Annotated in this window: 16 protein-coding genes; 5 read left to right on the top strand and 11 right to left on the bottom strand. The window is 58.5% G+C overall.

Annotated elements, in window-relative coordinates:
- The first annotated feature begins 7 nt into the window (after window positions 1-7).
- Window positions 8-946, top strand: coding sequence for an MlaD family protein (locus VGM61_RS18530; protein ID WP_331524399.1), 939 nt, complete (start codon window positions 8-10; stop codon window positions 944-946).
- Window positions 943-1,542: an ABC-type transport auxiliary lipoprotein family protein gene (locus VGM61_RS18525; RefSeq protein WP_331524398.1), complete on the top strand. Its 600-nt coding sequence runs from the start codon at window positions 943-945 to the stop codon at window positions 1,540-1,542. The genes VGM61_RS18530 and VGM61_RS18525 overlap by 4 nt, the downstream gene beginning before the upstream one ends.
- On the opposite strand, the gene VGM61_RS18520 is transcribed toward VGM61_RS18525, so the two are convergent.
- Complete coding sequence (locus tag VGM61_RS18520; RefSeq protein WP_331524397.1) at window positions 1,539-2,942, bottom strand: amidase; 1,404 nt, start codon at window positions 2,940-2,942, stop codon at window positions 1,539-1,541. The genes VGM61_RS18525 and VGM61_RS18520 overlap by 4 nt on opposite strands.
- A gap of 120 nt (window positions 2,943-3,062) precedes the next feature.
- Between VGM61_RS18520 and VGM61_RS18515 the strand changes: the two genes are divergently transcribed.
- Entirely contained in the window at window positions 3,063-4,664 is a 1,602-nt protein-coding gene (locus VGM61_RS18515; RefSeq protein WP_331524396.1) for an electron transfer flavoprotein-ubiquinone oxidoreductase, read from the top strand.
- Window positions 4,665-4,781: 117 nt separating this feature from the next.
- The gene (locus tag VGM61_RS18510) at window positions 4,782-5,012 is read left to right on the top strand and encodes a hypothetical protein (protein WP_331524395.1); all 231 of its coding nucleotides are present in this window, start codon (window positions 4,782-4,784) and stop codon (window positions 5,010-5,012) included.
- Window positions 5,013-5,559: 547 nt separating this feature from the next.
- Here the strand turns inward: VGM61_RS18510 and VGM61_RS18505 are convergent.
- From VGM61_RS18505 to rfbG, 5 genes are all read right to left on the bottom strand, one after another.
- Complete coding sequence (locus VGM61_RS18505; RefSeq protein ID WP_331524394.1) at window positions 5,560-6,270, bottom strand: class I SAM-dependent methyltransferase; 711 nt, start codon at window positions 6,268-6,270, stop codon at window positions 5,560-5,562.
- Window positions 6,271-6,655: 385 nt separating this feature from the next.
- Window positions 6,656-7,426, bottom strand: a complete 771-nt coding sequence (gene rfbF / locus VGM61_RS18500; protein WP_331524393.1) for a glucose-1-phosphate cytidylyltransferase — start codon at window positions 7,424-7,426, stop codon at window positions 6,656-6,658.
- Between the two features lie 8 nt (window positions 7,427-7,434).
- Complete coding sequence (locus VGM61_RS18495) at window positions 7,435-8,388, bottom strand: glycosyltransferase family 2 protein (RefSeq protein WP_331524392.1); 954 nt, start codon at window positions 8,386-8,388, stop codon at window positions 7,435-7,437.
- Window positions 8,385-9,317, bottom strand: coding sequence for an NAD(P)-dependent oxidoreductase (locus VGM61_RS18490; protein ID WP_331524391.1), 933 nt, complete (start codon window positions 9,315-9,317; stop codon window positions 8,385-8,387). Before VGM61_RS18490 ends, VGM61_RS18495 begins: the two co-directional genes overlap by 4 nt.
- A complete protein-coding gene (gene rfbG, locus VGM61_RS18485; RefSeq protein WP_331524390.1) occupies window positions 9,314-10,411 on the bottom strand; it encodes a CDP-glucose 4,6-dehydratase in 1,098 nt (365 codons plus the stop codon). The genes VGM61_RS18490 and rfbG overlap by 4 nt, the downstream gene beginning before the upstream one ends.
- Window positions 10,412-10,576: 165 nt before the next feature.
- Here rfbG and VGM61_RS18480 point away from each other — a divergent pair, with 165 nt between their 5' ends.
- Window positions 10,577-13,177: a GtrA family protein gene (locus VGM61_RS18480; RefSeq protein WP_331524389.1), complete on the top strand. Its 2,601-nt coding sequence runs from the start codon at window positions 10,577-10,579 to the stop codon at window positions 13,175-13,177.
- 53 nt (window positions 13,178-13,230) lie between these two features.
- Here the strand turns inward: VGM61_RS18480 and VGM61_RS18475 are convergent, their stop codons facing one another.
- The 5 genes from VGM61_RS18475 to VGM61_RS18455 are packed head-to-tail and all read right to left on the bottom strand — an operon-like array spanning window position 13,231 to window position 18,336.
- Complete coding sequence (locus VGM61_RS18475; protein WP_331524387.1) at window positions 13,231-14,523, bottom strand: glycosyltransferase; 1,293 nt, start codon at window positions 14,521-14,523, stop codon at window positions 13,231-13,233.
- On the bottom strand, window positions 14,520-15,557 hold the full coding sequence (locus VGM61_RS18470; protein ID WP_331524386.1) for a glycosyltransferase family 4 protein: 1,038 nt from the start codon (window positions 15,555-15,557) through the stop codon (window positions 14,520-14,522). Before VGM61_RS18470 ends, VGM61_RS18475 begins: the two co-directional genes overlap by 4 nt.
- The gene (locus VGM61_RS18465; protein WP_331524385.1) at window positions 15,554-16,588 is read right to left on the bottom strand and encodes a glycosyltransferase family 4 protein; all 1,035 of its coding nucleotides are present in this window, start codon (window positions 16,586-16,588) and stop codon (window positions 15,554-15,556) included. The genes VGM61_RS18470 and VGM61_RS18465 overlap by 4 nt, the downstream gene beginning before the upstream one ends.
- Entirely contained in the window at window positions 16,589-17,689 is a 1,101-nt protein-coding gene (locus VGM61_RS18460) for a DegT/DnrJ/EryC1/StrS family aminotransferase (protein ID WP_331524384.1), read from the bottom strand.
- 23 nt (window positions 17,690-17,712) lie between these two features.
- Window positions 17,713-18,336, bottom strand: a complete 624-nt coding sequence (locus VGM61_RS18455; protein WP_331524383.1) for an acetyltransferase — start codon at window positions 18,334-18,336, stop codon at window positions 17,713-17,715.
- Between the last annotated feature and the right edge of the window lie 29 nt (window positions 18,337-18,365).

Genomic DNA, 18,365 nt, shown 5'->3' with positions numbered 1-18,365 from the left:
GTGTGCCATGGAAACCCGAGCGCATCACATCCTTATCGGCCTGTTCACCGTCATCGTGCTGGCCCTGGGCCTGGGATTTTCCCTGTGGCTGGTGAAGTCCAGCGCGGATAGGGCCTATAACGAATACGACGTGATCTTCAACGAGGCCGTGACGGGCCTGACCAAGGGCGGCGCCGTGCAATACAACGGCATCCGCGTGGGCAGTATCTACCGCCTGCAGCTTGACCCGGCCGACCCGCGGCGCGTGATCGCGCGCATCCGCACCGGCGGCGACGTGCCGATCCGCCAGGATACCCGTGCCAAGCTCACGCTCACCGGCGTTACCGGCGTGGCGGTGATCCAGCTCTCCGGTGGCTCGCCCGGCAGCCATCTGCTGGTGTCCACCAATGGCAACCCGCCGGTGATCATTGCCGACCCCTCGCCTTTCGCGAAGTTGTTCGCCAACGGTGAAGACCTGGTGACCAACCTCAGCCAGGCGGCCTTGCGCGCCACGCAGTTGTTGTCGAACGAAAACATCAACCGCATCCAGAACACGCTGGACCACATTGAGAAAGCCACCGGCGCCCTGGCTGATGAGCGAGGCAACCTGCGTACGCTGATCGAACAGATGACCGCGGCCAGCAAGGAAGCGAACCAGGCGCTTGTGCAGGCGCAAGCCCTGATCGGCCATGCCGATACGCTGGTGAACGGCCCGGGCAAGCAGACGCTGGAGAGCGCCCGCAACGCCATGGCGTCCCTCGAGCGCACCACGGCCACGGTGGACCAGATACTCAACCGCAACCACGACGCCCTGGACAACGGCGCGCAGGGCCTGAACGACCTCGGTCCTGCCATCCGTGAATTGCGCCAGACCCTTGCGGGACTGCGCCAGGTGACCCGGCAACTGGATGAAAACCCCGGCCGTTACCTCTTGGGCCGCGACAAGAGCAAGGAGTTCGTACCATGAGTGTGTGGATGATCAAGAGCACGGGCGGTGCCTTGTTGCTATCGCTGCTGGCCGGCTGCTCGATCCTGCCCAAGGCGGAAGTGCCCAACGTGTACCTGCTGCCGTCGGCGCCGGTGCCGGCCGCCACCGGTGCGCCGGTCAAGTGGACGCTCAGGGTGGACACGCCGCAGGCTTCGGGTTTGATTGACTCCAGCCGCATCGCGGTGGTGCCAGATGGGAACACGATCACCACGTACAAGGCATCGCGCTGGAGCGACCGTGCGCCCACCTTGGTGCGCGACCGCCTGATCGACACCTTCCGTGCCGACGGCCGGGTGGCGGCGGTCAGCAACGATGACACCAACCTGCATGCCGACCGCGAGCTCGACGGCCAGTTGCGATCGTTCCAGTCGGTGTACGACAACGGCGCGCCCGTGGCCGTGGTGCGCTACGACGTGCAACTGGTGGACGCCGCCAACCACCGGATACTCGCCACGAAGAACTTCGAAGTGCGTGAGCCCGCGGCCAGCAAGGATGTACCGCAGGTGGTAGCCGCATTCGGGCGCGCCAGCGATGCGCTGGCGGCTGAGGTGGTGGCCTGGTCGGTGGCGCGCTAGGCCCGCGCTTCTACTGGATAGATTGGATCGGCATCTAGGGTGGACGCACATACCTGGGCCAGCTCCAGCAGGCGAAGGTCCGACCCGCGGGCACCGACCAGTTGCATGCCGATGGGTAATCCATTGGGCAGCGTGCCCATCGGGATGCTCACCGCCGGGCAGCCGGCGAGGCTGGCAAAGCTGGTGAGGTCGGCCTGCGAAGCAGGCGGCGTATCGCTGAGCGGGAACGCGCCCTGGGGCGTGGTGGGCATCACCAGTACATCCACCTGGGCGAACAGGCGGCGCATCTTCAAGGTGGCGGCGTCGAGCACCAGGTCGGCGGCGGCGTAGTCGGCCGCGGACTTGTGCCGGGCATAGTCGAGCATGCCGCGCAGGCGCGCGGACACCGGATAGGCCTCGTCGGCCAATTCCTCGGCGAAGGTATTAAGCATCTCCGATTCCATCAGCAGCAGGCCGGCGCGTCGCGTGCGGGCGAAATCCCAGTCGTCGAAGTCCACCGCGCGGCGCTCGCCCAATTCACGGGGGAGTTTTTCCAGTGCCTGGTTGAACACGTCGATCACCTCCGGCTGGATGCCGAAATGGGCGAGGTCGGGCAATAGCCCGGTGCGCAAGTGGCCCGGTTCCCAATCAGGCAACTGGAAAGCCACCCGGCGGCGGCGCGAGCGCGCGTCGTCCGCGTCGTAGCCCGCCAGCACCTGCAGCAGTAGTGTGAGGTCGTCCACCGAGCGGGCAAGGATACCCACGGCATCAAGGCGCCGGGCTGCCGGCACCAGGCCACGGGCGGAGATTTCCCCGTGCGTCGGCTTGATCGCGTAAATGCCGCAGTAGCTCGCCGGGATGCGGATCGAGCCCAGGCTATCGGAGCCCACCGCCGCCGCCGCCAGGCCCGCGGCCACGGCCACCGCCGCGCCACCGGATGAACCACCCGCCGTATAGCCATGGCGATGCGGATTATGCGTGACGCCATGATGCGGATTATCGGTGGTGACGCCCAGCGCGCCTTCGTCCATGTTGGTCTTGCCCAGGATCACCGCGCCGGAGGCGCGAAGCCGCGCCACCACGTGTGCGTCGTGGGTCGCCGGTTTGCTGCGCCGCCGCATGCCCGCGCGCGTGGGCAGGCCCGCGAAGTCGAAGTTGTCCTTGATCGCCACCGGCACCCCGTCCAGGCGGCCCATCACGCCATCGCGCCGGCGCCGGTCGGCCGCTATCGCCTGTTCCTGGATCAGTGCGTCGGATGTCTCCAGGTAAGCGTTCAGCGCCGGATTGAGGCGCTTGATCGCATCCTGGTAGCTTGCCGCCAGCTCCAGTGGCTGTAGTCGCCCAATGGCCAGCCAATGCAGCAACTGCACCAGCGTTGCGCGGCGGATGTCACGGTCGTCGATCGGTGGCAATGCGCTCATGGACACTCCTTTGATGCGACGATTATGAACAATCCTGGTTAACGCCGTGCAATGACCGGCAGACATTTGCCGCCCGGCGTGTGAATCGCCACAATCAGCGGCCACACCACGGAGCCAGCCATGAGCGAGCGCGAATCGATGGAATACGACGTTGTCGTCGTTGGCGCGGGCCCCGCTGGCCTGTCGTTTGCCATCCGCCTGAAACAGCTCAAGCCCGATACCACGGTGTGCGTGATCGAGAAAGCCTCGAGCATCGGCGCGCAGATCCTGTCCGGCGCGGTGATCGAACCGGCGCCGCTCGACGCCCTGCTTCCCGGCTGGCGCGACAACCCGCCGCCGGTATGCGTGCCGGTGAAGGAAGACGAGTTCTGGTGGCTGCGCGACCATGCCAGCGCCACGAAGATGCCCACCCCGCCGCAGATGCACAACTCTGGGAATTTCATCGTGAGCCTTGGCGCCACGTGCGCCTGGCTTGCGCCCCAGGCCGAAGCCCTCGGTGTGGATGTGTTCCCCGGCTACGCCGCCGCCGAGAACCTCTTCGACCGCGACGGCGCCGTAGCCGGCGTGCGCATCGGCGACATGGGTGTCGCCCGCGATGGCACGCACAAACCCGGCTATACCGAAGGTATCGACATCCACGCCAGGCTGACGGTGCTGGCCGAGGGCTGCCGCGGGCACCTGACCAAGAACCTGATCCGCACGTTCGGGCTGGACAAGGATGCCGATCCGCAGACCTACGGCATTGGTATCAAGGAACTATGGCAGCTCCCTACCGGACGGGGCTCGGCGGGCAAGGTGATGCACACCCTGGGCTGGCCGCTGGCCAACGACACCTATGGCGGCAGCTTCATCTACCACCTGGACAACGACCGCGTGGCTATCGGCTTCGTTGCCGGCCTGGACTATCCCGACCCGATGTTCTCGCCGTTCGAGGCGTTTCAGCAGTTGAAGCACCACCCGAAGGTGAAGGCTTTGCTGGAGGGCGGGACTATTGTTTCGGCGGGCGCGCGGGCCATCGTCGAGGGCGGATATCAGTCGCTGCCCAAGACGGAGATGCCAGGGGCGTTGCTGATCGGTGATGCGGCGGGGCTACTGAATGTGCCGAAGATCAAGGGGACGCACCAGGCGATACGCTCTGGGATGCTGGCTGCTGAGCATGTGGCTGATTCTTTGGCGCCGGCGGGGTTCGACGCGAAGCTTCGGGGTTCGGCGATCATGGCCGAGCTTAGGAAGGTGCGGAATATCCGGCCCGGGTTCAACAAGGGGCTGTGGTGGGGGTTGATCAATGCGGCCTGGGAGACTGTGACTGGCGGTGCTTCGCCGTGGACGCTGCGCAACCATGCGGATTGGTCGTCGTTGAAGAAGCTTGACCAGTATGAGGCGCCGAAGAAGGACTACGTTGAACGTAGCCTGCCACCGAGGGATCGGCTGGCCAGTGTGTATTTTGCGGCGACTGAGCATGATGAGGACCAGCCGGTGCATCTGAAGGTGCTGGACACGACCATTTGTATTGACCGGTGTACGACGGAGTATGGGAATCCTTGCCAGCGGTTTTGTCCGGCGGGGGTGTACGAGATCGTCGAGGATGACGCGGGGAAGAGGCTGCAGATCAACTCGGCGAACTGCGTGCATTGCAAGACGTGCGATATCAAGGATCCGTACGAGATTATTACGTGGGTGACGCCGGAGGGGGGGGCTGGGCCTAATTATCAGGGGCTTTGAGGTGGGGTGGCCGAGGCCCATTTGCCGAAAAGGTGTAGGAGTAATATGGGGCCCCTGGTGGAGCCGCAGGGGTTATCCGCTAGAATTTGCCGGCCGCTGTCCGAACAAGGAATGGTTATGCGTCGCGCTTGCCTGATCGCCCTGATGTGCTGCCTGGCTTCGGCCTGTGCGACCCAGCGGGCAAATTACCAGTCGTACAACTACAACCTGCCACCGGCGCGGGAAGGCATCACACCGCCAGCGCAGCAGAATCAGGTGCATTGCGAGGGGTCCGGAACTGTGGCGGCTGCGGGGTGCCTGATACAGATGGGTGTATCTGCGATTTACCGTACGCTCGCCAGCAACTGACTTACATTAGCCACGATCAAGGATTGAGCCCATGAGCAGGAACATTGCCGTCACTTTTGCCGTCTTGGGTTTGACGTCCTTCCTGGGAGGGTGCGCTACTAGTCGACCGCATCCTGACTACAACAAAGACATGGATCCGTATGTCGTTCATGACACGGCGGGTAAGCAGGTGTGTAGTAGCAGTGGTGGTAATGGGGTGGGGTGTGCGGCGGTGTTTGGGGCTACGTTGCTGGAGTCGTCGTTGATTAACAAATAGTAGTCAGGCCGGCTAAGGCTCGGACGACCAAGGAACGCGGCTGCGCTCCCACAGTCCCTCCAGGTAGCGTTCTACCGTGTGGAACCGGTGCGACAAGGCACGATTTGCCTCGACCATAGGATCTAGGATCCTTGAAGGCCGCTGGCGTGGAACGAGTCATTCTGTTGGAACCACGCTGGCCTGGAAAGACACGCCTCCACAAATAACACTCAGGATGCGGCAGGGGGATCCATTTCATCGGATACCTCCGTCCATCTGGCGAATCCTTTTCACAGGCCCAACCTGAAGGCGTTACGCGATGGCTTCGATCACGTACTGGGCCCCCAGGGGCAACCAACTGAGCAGGGGTTCGAGCGGCCGAAGCGTAGCAAGCTGTCGCGGAAAGAATACGACATAGCGAGCGTCGATTTTGCCAAAGCCAGCGTAGCGGGCCAAGCCAAGCAGTTCGCTCCTCGAGAGGAACACCGCGTCCTCATCGAATGGGCATTCGCGTACCACTTTGCGTGTGAGCGGATTGAGCATGTTGTGCTCAAAGATGAAGAGTTGCGCGCCGGGCTTCATGACCCTGCGTATCTCAGCCATCCAACGGGCCCGCTCAGATGGCTGGATGTGGTGCAGGACACAAGCGACAAGGACGAGGTCGAACATGCCATCGGCATAAGGCAGCGCTTCACTTCCCGACTCAAGAAAAGTCGCGGTGTCTTCAAGCCGCGAACGAGCCAGGCGAATGCTTTCGCTAGAAGGATCCGAACCATGGAGTACTGCGGAGGGAAAAGCCTCGCGCAAGTGCGGCACTGAGTTACCAACGCCGCAGCCAAAATCGAGAATAGCCGGTGTCAAGCTAACATTGCGCGCGCGACTTGCCATGTACTTGGCCTTGTACGCGGAAAAGTAAGCCGGCTCCTCCCCGCTGGCAGCAACACTCACCTTGTGGAGGTCCGTGTAGCTGTCAGCATAGCGGTCGAACTCTGGCCGCTCCTTGGACGAATGCGAAAGAGGCATGATGCAGGCTCCTGAACAACTTATGCGGCGGACCACAAAGCGCGTCGCCTATCCTATCAGCTGACGCCTATCCGCGTGTCATCGTGGGGCCAGTTTGCCTCGCGGTTAGACTTTAAAGCAACGAGTAGTTCGGGGCGGCAGCGCGAGACCATTGGTCGGTAAGGACAGCGTTCCACTCGAAGCTTGCCGTTTGCGGATCAAGTCGCAGGCCAGGGCGTTCGTTCCACTGCAATAGTGGTGATAGCTACCATGGCATGCCCCAGCGATGATTGCACGCAAGCGAGTTGAACGCCCAAGCCCGCCCAAGGATTAGCCGGGAGGCCGGGTGTTTGATCCACCCGTCGAGCGAGGGCTCCCTTCACCTGGATCGGGGTACCGACTCGACTCAGGCCTTTGGGACCCATGGCGCGCCGCCCTCGTCCCAGAGTGCTTCGAGATAGCGCTTGTCGCGGAGCGTGTCGCAAGGTTGCCAAAATCCTGTGTGACGGAATGCAGCAAGCTGTTCATTCGTGGCCAAGTCACTAAGCGGCTCACGCTCCAGCGACGTTTCATCACCTGCGATGTATTCGATCGCCGCCGGCTCCATCACGAAGAACCCGCCATTGATCCAGCCGATTTCATCGCTTGGCTTCTCGGTGAAACTCGTCACATTGCCATCGTCACCCATATTGAGTACACCGAACCTTCCCGGCGGACGCACAGCAGCGACGGTCGCGAGCCTGCCGTGTGAACGGTGGAACTCGAGTTCGGCCGAGACATCGATGTCTGCCAACCCATCGCCGTAGGTAAGGCAAAAGGTGTCCTCAAGTAGGTGCCCAACTCGTTTCAGACGGCCACCCGTCATGGTCTCCATCCCCGTGTCCACCAAAGTGATCGTCCAGTCCTCGGCCTGTGAATCAAGTACCTTGGCATCACCTGTCCGCAGGTCGATGCGCAGGTCGGCGGTATGCCTGTAGTAATTGAAGAAGTATTCCTTGATGACGTAACCCTTGTAGCCAAGGCAAACCACGAAATCGCGTATCCCGTGTGCGCTATAAGTTTTCATGATGTGCCAGAGCAACGGCCGGCCGCCAATCTCCACCATGGGCTTGGGCTTGTGGTCGGACTCCTCGGCGATGCGGGTGCCGAGTCCGCCTGCAAGAATGACAGCTTTCATGGAGACCCCTAGAGCTTGAGCTCTTCAATTGGAAAGTTAAGGCTTTCTTCGACGATCGCCACGGGTTCGTTTCGAAGAATCTTGTAAATGCGGAGAAGGTATTCACCCAGGATCCCCAGGAGCAGGGACTGAAATCCAACGCCGAAGAGCACCAGCACCAGCACACTGGCTATGCCTCGCGGCCACTCAGGATGGACCACCCTCATAACCAGGTAGTACACGGCTCCGACAGTACTCAACAGCAGGATCGCCACGCCAGCCACCGTTGCGAGCCTCAACGGGACGGTCGAGTGGTTGAGCACGCCGGTAATACCCAGTTGCACCAGCTTGAACAAGCCAAACTTGCTTTCTCCAGCTACCCGCGCGGCGCGTGCGTAGGGGACCCCCCGCTGGCGGAACCCCATGCCGGCGATGATGCCGCGAAGGTAAGGATCCGACGACCGATATTTTTGCAAGGCGTCAACGACTTTCCTGTCGATCAAGCGAAAATCACCGGCATTGCGCGATACCGGATACTCACTGAGCTTGTCAATGGCCGCGTATCCAACCTCACGGAATCGCGTGATCAGCTTGCCTTCGGGCCGCTCGGCTCGAATACCGAACACGACGTGGTACCCGGCCTCCCAAAAATCCATGAACTGCTCGAGCATCTCAGGTGGATCCTGCAGGTCCGCGTCGATCTGCATGACTGCATCGCCGCGAGTATGCATGTAGTTAGCCAGGATGGAACGCTGGAAACCGAAGTTTTTCGAAAACCGGATGGCGCGGACTCGAGGATCTGAAAGCGACAATGCATCAAGCTTTGCCCAGGTGTGGTCAGTCGAGTTGTTGTCGCTGAAAACGAACTCGATATCGCAACGATCCTTCATGTGCTCGGCCAGCGCGACAAGACGCGCATAGAGCGCATCGATATTCGCTTCTTCGTTGAAGACCGGAATGGAAATGGAAATAAGCGGTTTCATAGGCAACCCTTGACGGAACCTTGGCAATTGAGCTCATCGACCGCGCGGTCCACCGCAACGGCGAATGGGACAGCGGGGGTCCAGCCTGTGGCCGCGTGGAACGCGCTGGCATCACCGACGACGACGTGGCGATCATCAGGACGCATCGGCAGCGCACCGAACTCAAGCAAGCCAGAAGACTTACCCATGGCATCTCCGACAGCCAAGGCAAATTCGCGGACAGAATGGCCGATACCCGTTGCAACGTTATACGCGCCGGGCGCCAGGCTGGCGTCTGTGAGACCTCGCATTGCAAGCATGATGGCGCGACATGCATCGTCGATATGTACAAAATCACGAATTTGGGTACCCGCCGACAAGGCAACCGCCTGGCCTAATTTTAGGTTCCGGTGAAGGGTGGGTAGGAGTCGGTGTGGTGCCTCGCCGGGGCCAAAAACATTGAATAGCCTGAGCACTGCGCAGGGAACGCCCAATGTTGTGGCTACTGAAAGCGCAAGCAGTCCCCCAGCGGCCTTGGTGGCTCCATAAAGCGCTCCCTGTTCCAGCGTGGCATGCTCATCCAACCGCGGAGCCCGCGTCTGAGCATATTCAGCGGAACTACCCGCCACCACGACGAACCTCGCTTGCAGCTGGCTCGCGAGCTGGACGACGGCGACGGGGGCGCCCACGTTGCCATCGACCAAAGACGCGACTTCACGATCAGCAGGATGCACCCCCGCTGCCGCCAGGTGCACGATGCCATCGAATGACATGCCCAGTGTCGCCTGGTGTAGCCCAGGCAGGTCGTAGCCACTAACTAATATCCAGTCGATGCAATCGGGTTCCGCTGGAGCGCGACCAAGTCCTACACCCTGCAAGCCATCCGCCTGTAGGTGACGCAGGAATCTACGGCCAACGAAGCCGCTCGCGCCGGTAACGAGAACTCTCATACCCTCGACTTAGTCATGGGCTGGAGATCGGCTCGCCAAAGCGCCAGTTGCTCCTGGGTTATCGCTGTAGCCAAGGAAGGGTCACGGTAGTACTCGCGGTACCAGCGGGCCGTCTCCTGCACGACGCGTGGCGTATCCCAAGGCGGGTTCCACCCGAGGATGTTGGCAGCAAGGCCGCTATCCAGCGCAAGTGCTCGGGCTTCGGAGAGAGGATTGTCCATGAGATCCAGGGATGGAGATGTCCATTCGGCACACATCATGCCAAGTACGTCCCGCACACTATGCTGTCGTGTCTCGTGAGGGCCGAGGTTCCATGACCTGGAAGCCGTTGTTCGATCTTCAAAAAGTGCTGCCAAGAGCATGAGGTAGCCTTGAGCGAGCGCAAGGACGTGTTGCCAGGGTCGCGTCGCATCCGGATATCGCAACGTCAGCGTGGTGCCCTGGGTTACAGCTCGCACGAAATCGGGTATGAGCCTGTCTCCAGACCAGTCGCCTCCGCCGATGATGTTGCCGCCCCGCGCTGTGGCGATCCGCATGGCGCCCTCGCCACCATAGGACAGTCGGTAGCTGTCGATAACCATTTCGGCTGCGGACTTGGATGCGCTGTACGGATCTTTGCCACCGAGGGGATCGTTCTCGCGATATGGCCACTCCCATTCGTTGTTGCGATACACCTTGTCGGTGGTGACACACACCACCGAACGTACACTCGGGCAATGCCGAGCCGCTTCAAGAACGTGCACGGTACCCATGACGTTAATATCGAATGTCTCGACAGGCCGGGCATATGAAGCGCGTACGAGCGGCTGGGCCGCCAGATGAAGCACCGCGTCGGGCATAAACGCGTCCATGGCCGCACGGATGCCTTCAGGGTGACGAACATCGCCGATCGTAGAAGTAACGCGGTCGTCCAGGTTCGTCGCAGTATATAAAGAAGGCTGCGTCACCGGTGCAAGGGCAAACCCGCCAACCGCCGCGCCGATGTCGAGGAGCCAGGAGCAAACCCAGCTTCCAGTGAAGCCCGTATGGCCAGTGACCATGACCCTCTTTCCGCGAAGGGCGATCTCGAAGGGCAATAGGGGGAGACGATCCATTCAAAGGTACCCAGCGTCAGATTCCAAAGATTATGGCGGATTGGGTGACCTCCAAGAAAGGCAGGCCATCTGGCCGGACGACAATGAATATTCTAAACTCGTCGCCCAACCGGCCAGCAAAAGGGCGCTGCTGATGCCCGGTCCCGCCCGCGGAGTTCGCCATCCATGACTTTCACAGCCGGCGACCTGCCGTTTTTCAGGATTACTGCGTCACCACGCTTCAGGCGTTGGTTCATTTTTGCCATCGGCGGGCTTCTTAACACTGGGTTAACTTACCTGGTGTATGTCGCACTTTCGTTTCTGATCAATTATCAAGTCGCCTACGCGGTTGGTTATGCCTTCGGCATCGGATTTTCGTACCTGTTTAACGCACGCTTCGTATTTTCCGCCTCAATTTCCATAAAGAGTGCAGCGGCGTATCCGCTCGTTTACGTCGCCCAGTATGTCTTTTCAGCGCTTGCGTTGGAGCTTCTCGTCGGCGCACTGCGCGTTCCGAAGATGCTGGCACCGCTTTGCTTGATATTTTTTACGATCCCTCTCACCTACGCCTTGAGCAAGATGGTTATCACCATGGAAAAAACGCATGACGACCTCGTCGACCATGCCGACGGTGGCCATGGTATCGGCTGGTGGTTGGCACACTTTGTCGTTGTACCTATGCTGGTAGTGGCCGCCATCTGGTTGCCATTCGGATTTGCAATGGGTGGCCTGATCGAGGAGTGGGACATACTCGGTTTGTTTGGCATCCACGGTACATTTTTCATCACGTCGGTGCATAGCCCACTTCCTACGCACGCGCTACGTCCGCTGACTATCTTTCCCCAAGCCGTGGCCTATGCCCTGGGACCAGACTCGACCCTCTCTTGGCATCTTTTGCTGATGGCATCCTTAGTGATCAAAGGCGCCGCCATGGGTCATTTGGCGCTTAGGGCGAGCCGCCGAGTACCGTTCGCCGTTTTTGTGTCAGCCCTCGTGCTGATCTATCCGGCCGACACAATGCAGCTTTCGTTCCGAAGCATACACATCGATTGGGGACTGGCGCTCGAGCTTGTCGCATCCAGCTTATTTGTCGAGGCCACACTCACACGGAACCGTGTGACATCGTGGGTCGCCTCCATCGCGGCAGGGGTCGTCTTGCTGTGCTCGATATGCATGTACGAAGCAGCGCTTCCACTCGTCATTTTTCCCGTCATCGTGCTTGCTGTTCGTGAGCCGTTGCGCGATACCTGGAGCCTGCTACGCTCACGCTGGCACGTCACGGTCTTCTGGTTGACCGCCCTGACTGCGTATTTGGCCTACGTCGCCGTTACGTCTCCCCAAATCACAAGTTACCAACAGAGCGTCCTCGGCGACAAACACCTCTTGCTCAGGCTGTTACAAGCACTCCCGAAACTATTTACCGTAGGTCTGTTGCGGGCCATACTTGGCGGATGGTATGACGCCGTTGCCATGGTGTTCGTCGAGTTTAAAAGTCTGTGGTATCTCAGCATCGTCACGATGTTCTTGATCGCCGCCATCTGGATACTCACTCGACGAAAGGCAGTTCCGACCGACGATCTCCCATCCATGCACCGCTCGGCGCGCGCTCTGATCGGCGGACTCATTCTCGCCTGCGCAGGCTACGCACCATTCCTAATTTCTCCCGCGCACCTAGCCATCACGCAGCGTACCTATCTATTCGCCTCGCCAGGCGCCGCCCTGGCGTGGGCAGGGATCCTTCTGGCCCTTGGTTGCAGTCACAGGCCATGGCGGCGCTGGCTGGCCTCATGCATAGCCGCGTTCATGGTGTTCTTCGGACTTGGCGCGCAACTGGTGCAGATGCATCATTATGACGACATATCTGCAACACAGCGCCGTCACCTAGATGCACTTCTACAAGCACTGGGGCCGAGACCCCAAGCGCGTCAGATCCTGATACTGGATGGAACGGACGAACTTGGTCAGACGTGGATGTTCCTGCCGGGCGCACTCGATATCACCCTGCCCTATTTCTATGGAAGGAGCGTTGGAGCAGTGGAGATCTGCCGCATGCCTGAAGGCACATGGCAAACCGTAAATGCGCTTGGTCGCGTCGGGACGTGCACGCGAGACTCGAAGGGCTGGATTCTTACGGAACCCAGCGCCATCAACCAAGGAACCGCAGTAGATTCATCCCCGAAGCGATACCTTGCGGATGCCGACACAACTGTCATCACCCTCGCCGCCGACGGGAGTGCATATCCAATGCAAGCTCCGCAAGATCCGGCGCTCGACGCGTCTATAGTGGAACGGCGCACCAAGCAATTGCGCGCGACAGCACCATGGACTTGGCTTATGTTCCGCGATCAGGAGTCAGGTCCGATCGTAAAGGCCGACTTCGGTCGCTGGTGGAGCCTAGAAAAAGTCATCCGCGGCACGGGTTGGAGGGAGCCAGAATGGAACGTAGGCTACTTCCACCACCAGTCCAGTGTGTGGAAGGTGGCCGGTCACGCGTCCCTAGTATTCGATATACGCCCCACCGACACAGCGTACGTGCTCCGCGGCAAATTCAGTGCTTTTGCAAACGAGACTGTCCGATCGCGCCTAAAAATATCAGTGAATGGAACACCCATTAATGTCGAGTTCGATCAGAAAAACCGCTTTGAAGGTCGCATACCAGCGCGCGTACTTCACAACGGCCGAAACCTCTGGACAATTGACGGACCAACTGTGGACGCTTACTACGGTCTATCTGCACGCCTGGAACGTTACGAATTTCGTCCCGCCGCGGCGACAATAATCCGATAGGCAGACGATGCGCAACGGCGGATGCCATTTCCCCGTTCTCCTACGAGTAGGCGCTATTCGCCGCGCCAAGCCAAAGCTGCTAACGAACCTTCCAGTGCGTACATTGACTCGCTCGAACCCCACCCTCGCAGATGCCGCTCAAATGCCTGTATCGCCTGATGTAGTGGCCCTGTACGAGAAACCAAGGTTGCGATCTCAAGCAATGATTCAGCATACGAAGAAGCTGTAAACGTATGTTTGGCCCACTCGCGCGCAACAGCACCCATACTTGTAGCAATTGCTGGCTCGGCGGTAAGTCGCTCAAGCGCGTCACGAAGCTCGATGACCTCATTCTCCGGATCGACGTGGATAACTGCTGACGTCGGAATATCCCGGTAAAAGCCCGTCTTTGTAACGATCACGGCTTTCGCGTGAAGCATTGCCTCAATCGCCGACGCAGACGCCGCTTCAAGACTGGGCCAACGCAAACAACAGACGACGTCGGCCGAGTTGAATGCGTGAGCAAGAGCAATGTCATCGACTTCACCCAAAATCCTGAGGCGCACGCCATAACGGCGCGCAGCAGCAGAAAGCTCGAAGAAAATATGAGGTTCCACGGGACCGACAAGCCGATAGAGCACGCGATCGCGAAGAATCTTACTGCTACCAATCGCTTCGATAACAGACTGAACACGCTTGTTGGGATTGATATGACCGACGGTCAGCACCTCTATCAAATCAACCCTCGGAGCACCGACTTCATGCCGCCCGGCGATCGTGGACGCGTCATATGCCAAGGGCGTTACGACTACAGGGCCTGCACATGAGGTTAATATTTTCTGGATCGATCCTGCGCTGTGAGTCACGACACCTAGTGCTTTTCGCGATACCCACTCAACCAATGGCATGTCCGCGACAGTTTCTTCAATGAAACTCGACTTTGCGGAAGCGTTGAAGAACTTTGTGTCCCCGCCATCACCATACAGGTCGAGAAGAATACCTCGCGCTTCATCATGCCGCCCTTGCGACCAGCCATAAAAAAGGTGGCCCAGGTAAAAGTCATGGAGGCAAACAATGCCGGGGTATGCGTCCATCCACTCCAGACATCCATGGTGGAATGGATAGTTGTCTCCAATCTGGTAGACAACCCCGTCAGCATCTTGAAGGTATTCCTCAACAATTTCGCGACGTGTCCAGTCAGTAGATATTGTGCCGAAGTCGTGAGGAAGTCGCTCGAGTAGCGGAGCTTCTTCCGACCGAACAATGATGACCTGATGTCCGGTATCGACAAGTTCCCTCGCGACGAGCGCCGTCATGCGTCCGATGGCAGATGCACGCAAACCAGGCGTAAATATCACGAACTTCATGCCAGCAGGCTCCTGATCGTAGCAGGCCACGTAATGTTCATCGTTCTCCACAAGTCCTTCGCCCCGAGACCTAGACGACGTGCCAACTCCTTGTCGAGCTGAAGCGAATTCATAGCGTGAGCGAGTTCACGAGGGTCCGCTTTAACAACGAACCCCGTCTGTCCTGACGCGACCAACCCGAGAACTCCACCGCTATCATCGGTCGTAAGGAGCGCCTTCCCAGCGGTCGCCCCTTCCATCGAAACATAGCCCAACGAATCTTCGTCAAACGGAAGATAGGCCACCGCAGCACTACCATTGAGATAGTCAGCGTAAGTCCGCCTGGGAAGAAACCGAAGATCAAGACTGACCCTATCTTCCAAGCCATAACGACCAACTAGATCTTGGAGGCGCTCAGCGTCTTCAGGAGAATCAGGGGGACCGGCTACTACAAGGCGCACGCCGTGAGCCGAAAAACGCATGGCTTCGATCAAAAGATGCTGGCGCTTGAGCAGGTTTACCCGGCCCCCAGCAAATACATAGTTTCCCACGTCTCCACCGGTGAACAGCTCCGGGTCATTCAGCGGAGGCGGAAGTGACTGAGCTTTGAATCCATTGTATTTTTGAAGGCGATCACGCGTCACGTCGGAATTAGTAAATATTGCCCTCGCCTCGCGAAAGCTTTCGTCATCAGCACGATGGATCGCTGACCGGATATGGCGCCCTTCCTCATCCAGCGAAATGTTTGTTTGCCCTGCGTCGAATAGGTCATATGCCTGACGATACTGATGCAACAACCAATAGGTTTTTTCGGGGTGATCAACAAGGTAGGCGGGAAATTTCAGCACGATCACGCGATCCGCAGCACGTACATCGAACGCTCGGACCATTGCCATTTGGGCGGGGATGCCAGTAGCAGGGTTCCACTGAAAGGGAATCCTGAGAATGTCAGCTTCGTGCCCACTAATTTCGAGGTTCCGCGCCAAGTGATGAGCAAGTTCCTCAGCCCCCCCCCATACAAACGGGGCCATGTTATTCACGATAAGGACCTTCATGCCAGAAGCCTCTCAATCACATGAGCCCAGCTGATCTTAAGTTCGGCAATTCGATCATGCGCTGCGCGACCCATTGACAAAGATGTTTTCTTGTCGAGGAATAACTTATCCATGGCTGCACCGATCTTCTCGGCCTCCGGCGCGCAAACCAGCCCCTCTATTCCATCACGGACGAATTCAGTAACTCCCCCGCTATCAATCGTCGTGAGGGTTGGTTTGCTCGCATGCGCCGCCTCAAGTGTCGGATATCCGTATGAGTCTTCGTCGAATGGCACATAGGCAGACGCGAGGCACCCTGCAAGGAGATCGATTTTTTCTTCCTCGCTTATCCAGCGATCATCGATCAAGACTCTTTTATCCACGCCAAGGCGTAGTGCGAGTTCTCTAAGGTTATCGACAAAGGCCGACGAACCTGAACGTCCCATCAGGCGAAGACGCACATCAGTAGTAGTGTGTGCCAACCCCTCCACCAGCAAATGTTGGCGTTTATGGTGCTCCATCCGGCATATGCAAACGATTTCGTCGCCAGTCGGTCCGTGACGAAATCGCCCCGGTTCGTCAACCGGTGGGAACAACACCTCGCTGGCGAGAGAATTGAAAGTCATCAAGCGCTGGGCCATGACTGCTGAGTTACTGAAAATGGTATGAGCCTCGCGGAGCGCTTGCGTATCGAGCTCTTGAAGCGCAGATCGAATACCGCGGTATTTAGGTGTATCAGGCAGGCCGCGGTACTCGGTATCCCAGAGATCGTAGTATTGCCGAATGTGGTGGATGAACCAGACAACTTTTCGACGATGTCGAACAAGATGTGCCTGGGGGCGAAAACACACCACAACATCGGCCGCATCAAGATCTACAAGGCGATATGCTGCCATGTGCGTAAAAAGTTGATCGGCTTCTTCAGACTGTGGAAGATAGACAATCTCGACCTGATGCCCAGCGCCCCGAAGCGCCTTGGCCAGCCACTCGACAATATTTCGGTACCCTCCATGCACGAAGGGGACGAACGACGAGCAGATGGCTATCTTCATTTAGGCCATCGCCTTCAAAAGACATTCAACAACGCGCTTCACATCGTCCTCGGTCAACTCTTGGTGAGTCGGCAGGTTAATACCGCGTACGTACCATTCATCGGCCACTGGGTAGGAAGCGTCCTCCTTATAAGGAGGCATAACATGCATCGGATAGAACACCGGGCGAGTTTCGATTCCCATTTCATCCATTCGCAACATCACGGCATCGCGTCGCGACGCGTCACCGGTGCGCAGGAAGACGTTGTACATCCAATAAACCTCCCGGAAATTCCGCCGCTTAGCTGGAAGCACCAGTTTGTCCGCATGAGGCTCCAACAAGCCCGTGTACCAATCTGCCAGCCGGTCTCGCTCCTTTAAGGAGTTATCTACGTTTTCCATCTGTGCAAGACCGATCGCGGCCTGGATGTTGGTCATTCGATAGTTGTATCCAACAACCGGAAACCAGTACCGTCGTTGTGGGTCCATGCCTTGGCCTCGGAAGAGCCTAAGCCTCGCGGCGAGCTCATCGTCGTCGGTGGTCACCATTCCGCCTTCACCGGTAGTGACAATTTTGTTTCCAAAGAAACTGAACGTTGCGCACGTACCAAGGGAACCAACGCGCTTGCCACCCACCTCCGCCCCATGCGCCTCGGCTGCGTCTTCGACAATCCACAGGCCGCGCCGCACCGCCAGCTCTCTGATCAAGTCCATATCCGCCGGATGGCCATAGAGATGTACGGGGATAATGCCCTTCGTCCGTGAGGTAATTTTTGCCTCGATTGCCGAGGGGTCGATGTTCATCGTGTCTGCGTCGACATCGACTAGTACGGGCACCGCACCACAGTACTTGACGGCGTTAGCCGTTGCGATATATGTCACCGTGGGAACAATGACTTCATCGCCAGGCTGCAATCCGAGTGCAACAAGTGCGAGGTGAAGAGCTGTTGTTCCATTGTTCACAGCAATGGCGTGCTTCACCCCACAAAAACTTGCAAATACATCTTCAAAAGCGCCTATATACTTGCCAATGGAGGATATCCAATTGGTATCAAGACAATCGAGAACGTATTTTCGCTCGTTGCCCGCCAACTTGGGCTGCGCTATTGATATCCGCTTCATGCCTAGCCCTCAAATTTGATTGCTTACGTTACGATTCTCACCGGCACGCCAAGAGCTTTAACGCCGGCTGGAAGATTTCTGACCACTACGCTACCCGCACCAAGCGTGACGTCAGACCCGATGGTTATTTCTGGGATGACGCACGAACCGATACCCACAAACGTTCGGTCACCTACTTTCACGTTCCCGGCTAAGCCAGACTGCGGTGCAATATGTACCGCCGTTCCAATTACGCAGTCATGGTCAACTGTCGAGCCTGTATTTATGATCGCCAGGTCACCGATGATTGCCTCTGCATTAATGCAGGCGCCAGCCATGATGGCAATTCCGCGCCCCAGAGTAGCGGAGGGTGAAACGCATGCCTTGGGGCTAACTGCACTGACGAGTGAATAGCCAAAACTCAAAGCCATGGCAGCAAGTTTCTGCCTCAAGCCATTTGATCCGATGGCCACAAACACCTCGACATACCCCTCGTCGTACAGTCGCAATAGATGCTTGTCACCTTCGACGACGGGCACGCCCGCGCAACAAGCGGGACTCTTTTCTTGTCCAACGCAAAACGCCACATGCCTTCCCATCGCATGCAGAATTTCCACGCATACTTTCGCATGGCCGCCCGCCCCGATAACTACAACTGAGTCTTTCAAGATTTCCTCACGAATAAACTGAATTTGTA

Origin of the sequence: Pinirhizobacter sp., from assembly GCF_036499745.1 — a bacterium.
Taxonomy (GTDB): Bacteria; Pseudomonadota; Gammaproteobacteria; order Xanthomonadales; family Rhodanobacteraceae; genus Pinirhizobacter.
This window is presented reverse-complemented; position numbering and strand designations above follow the sequence as displayed.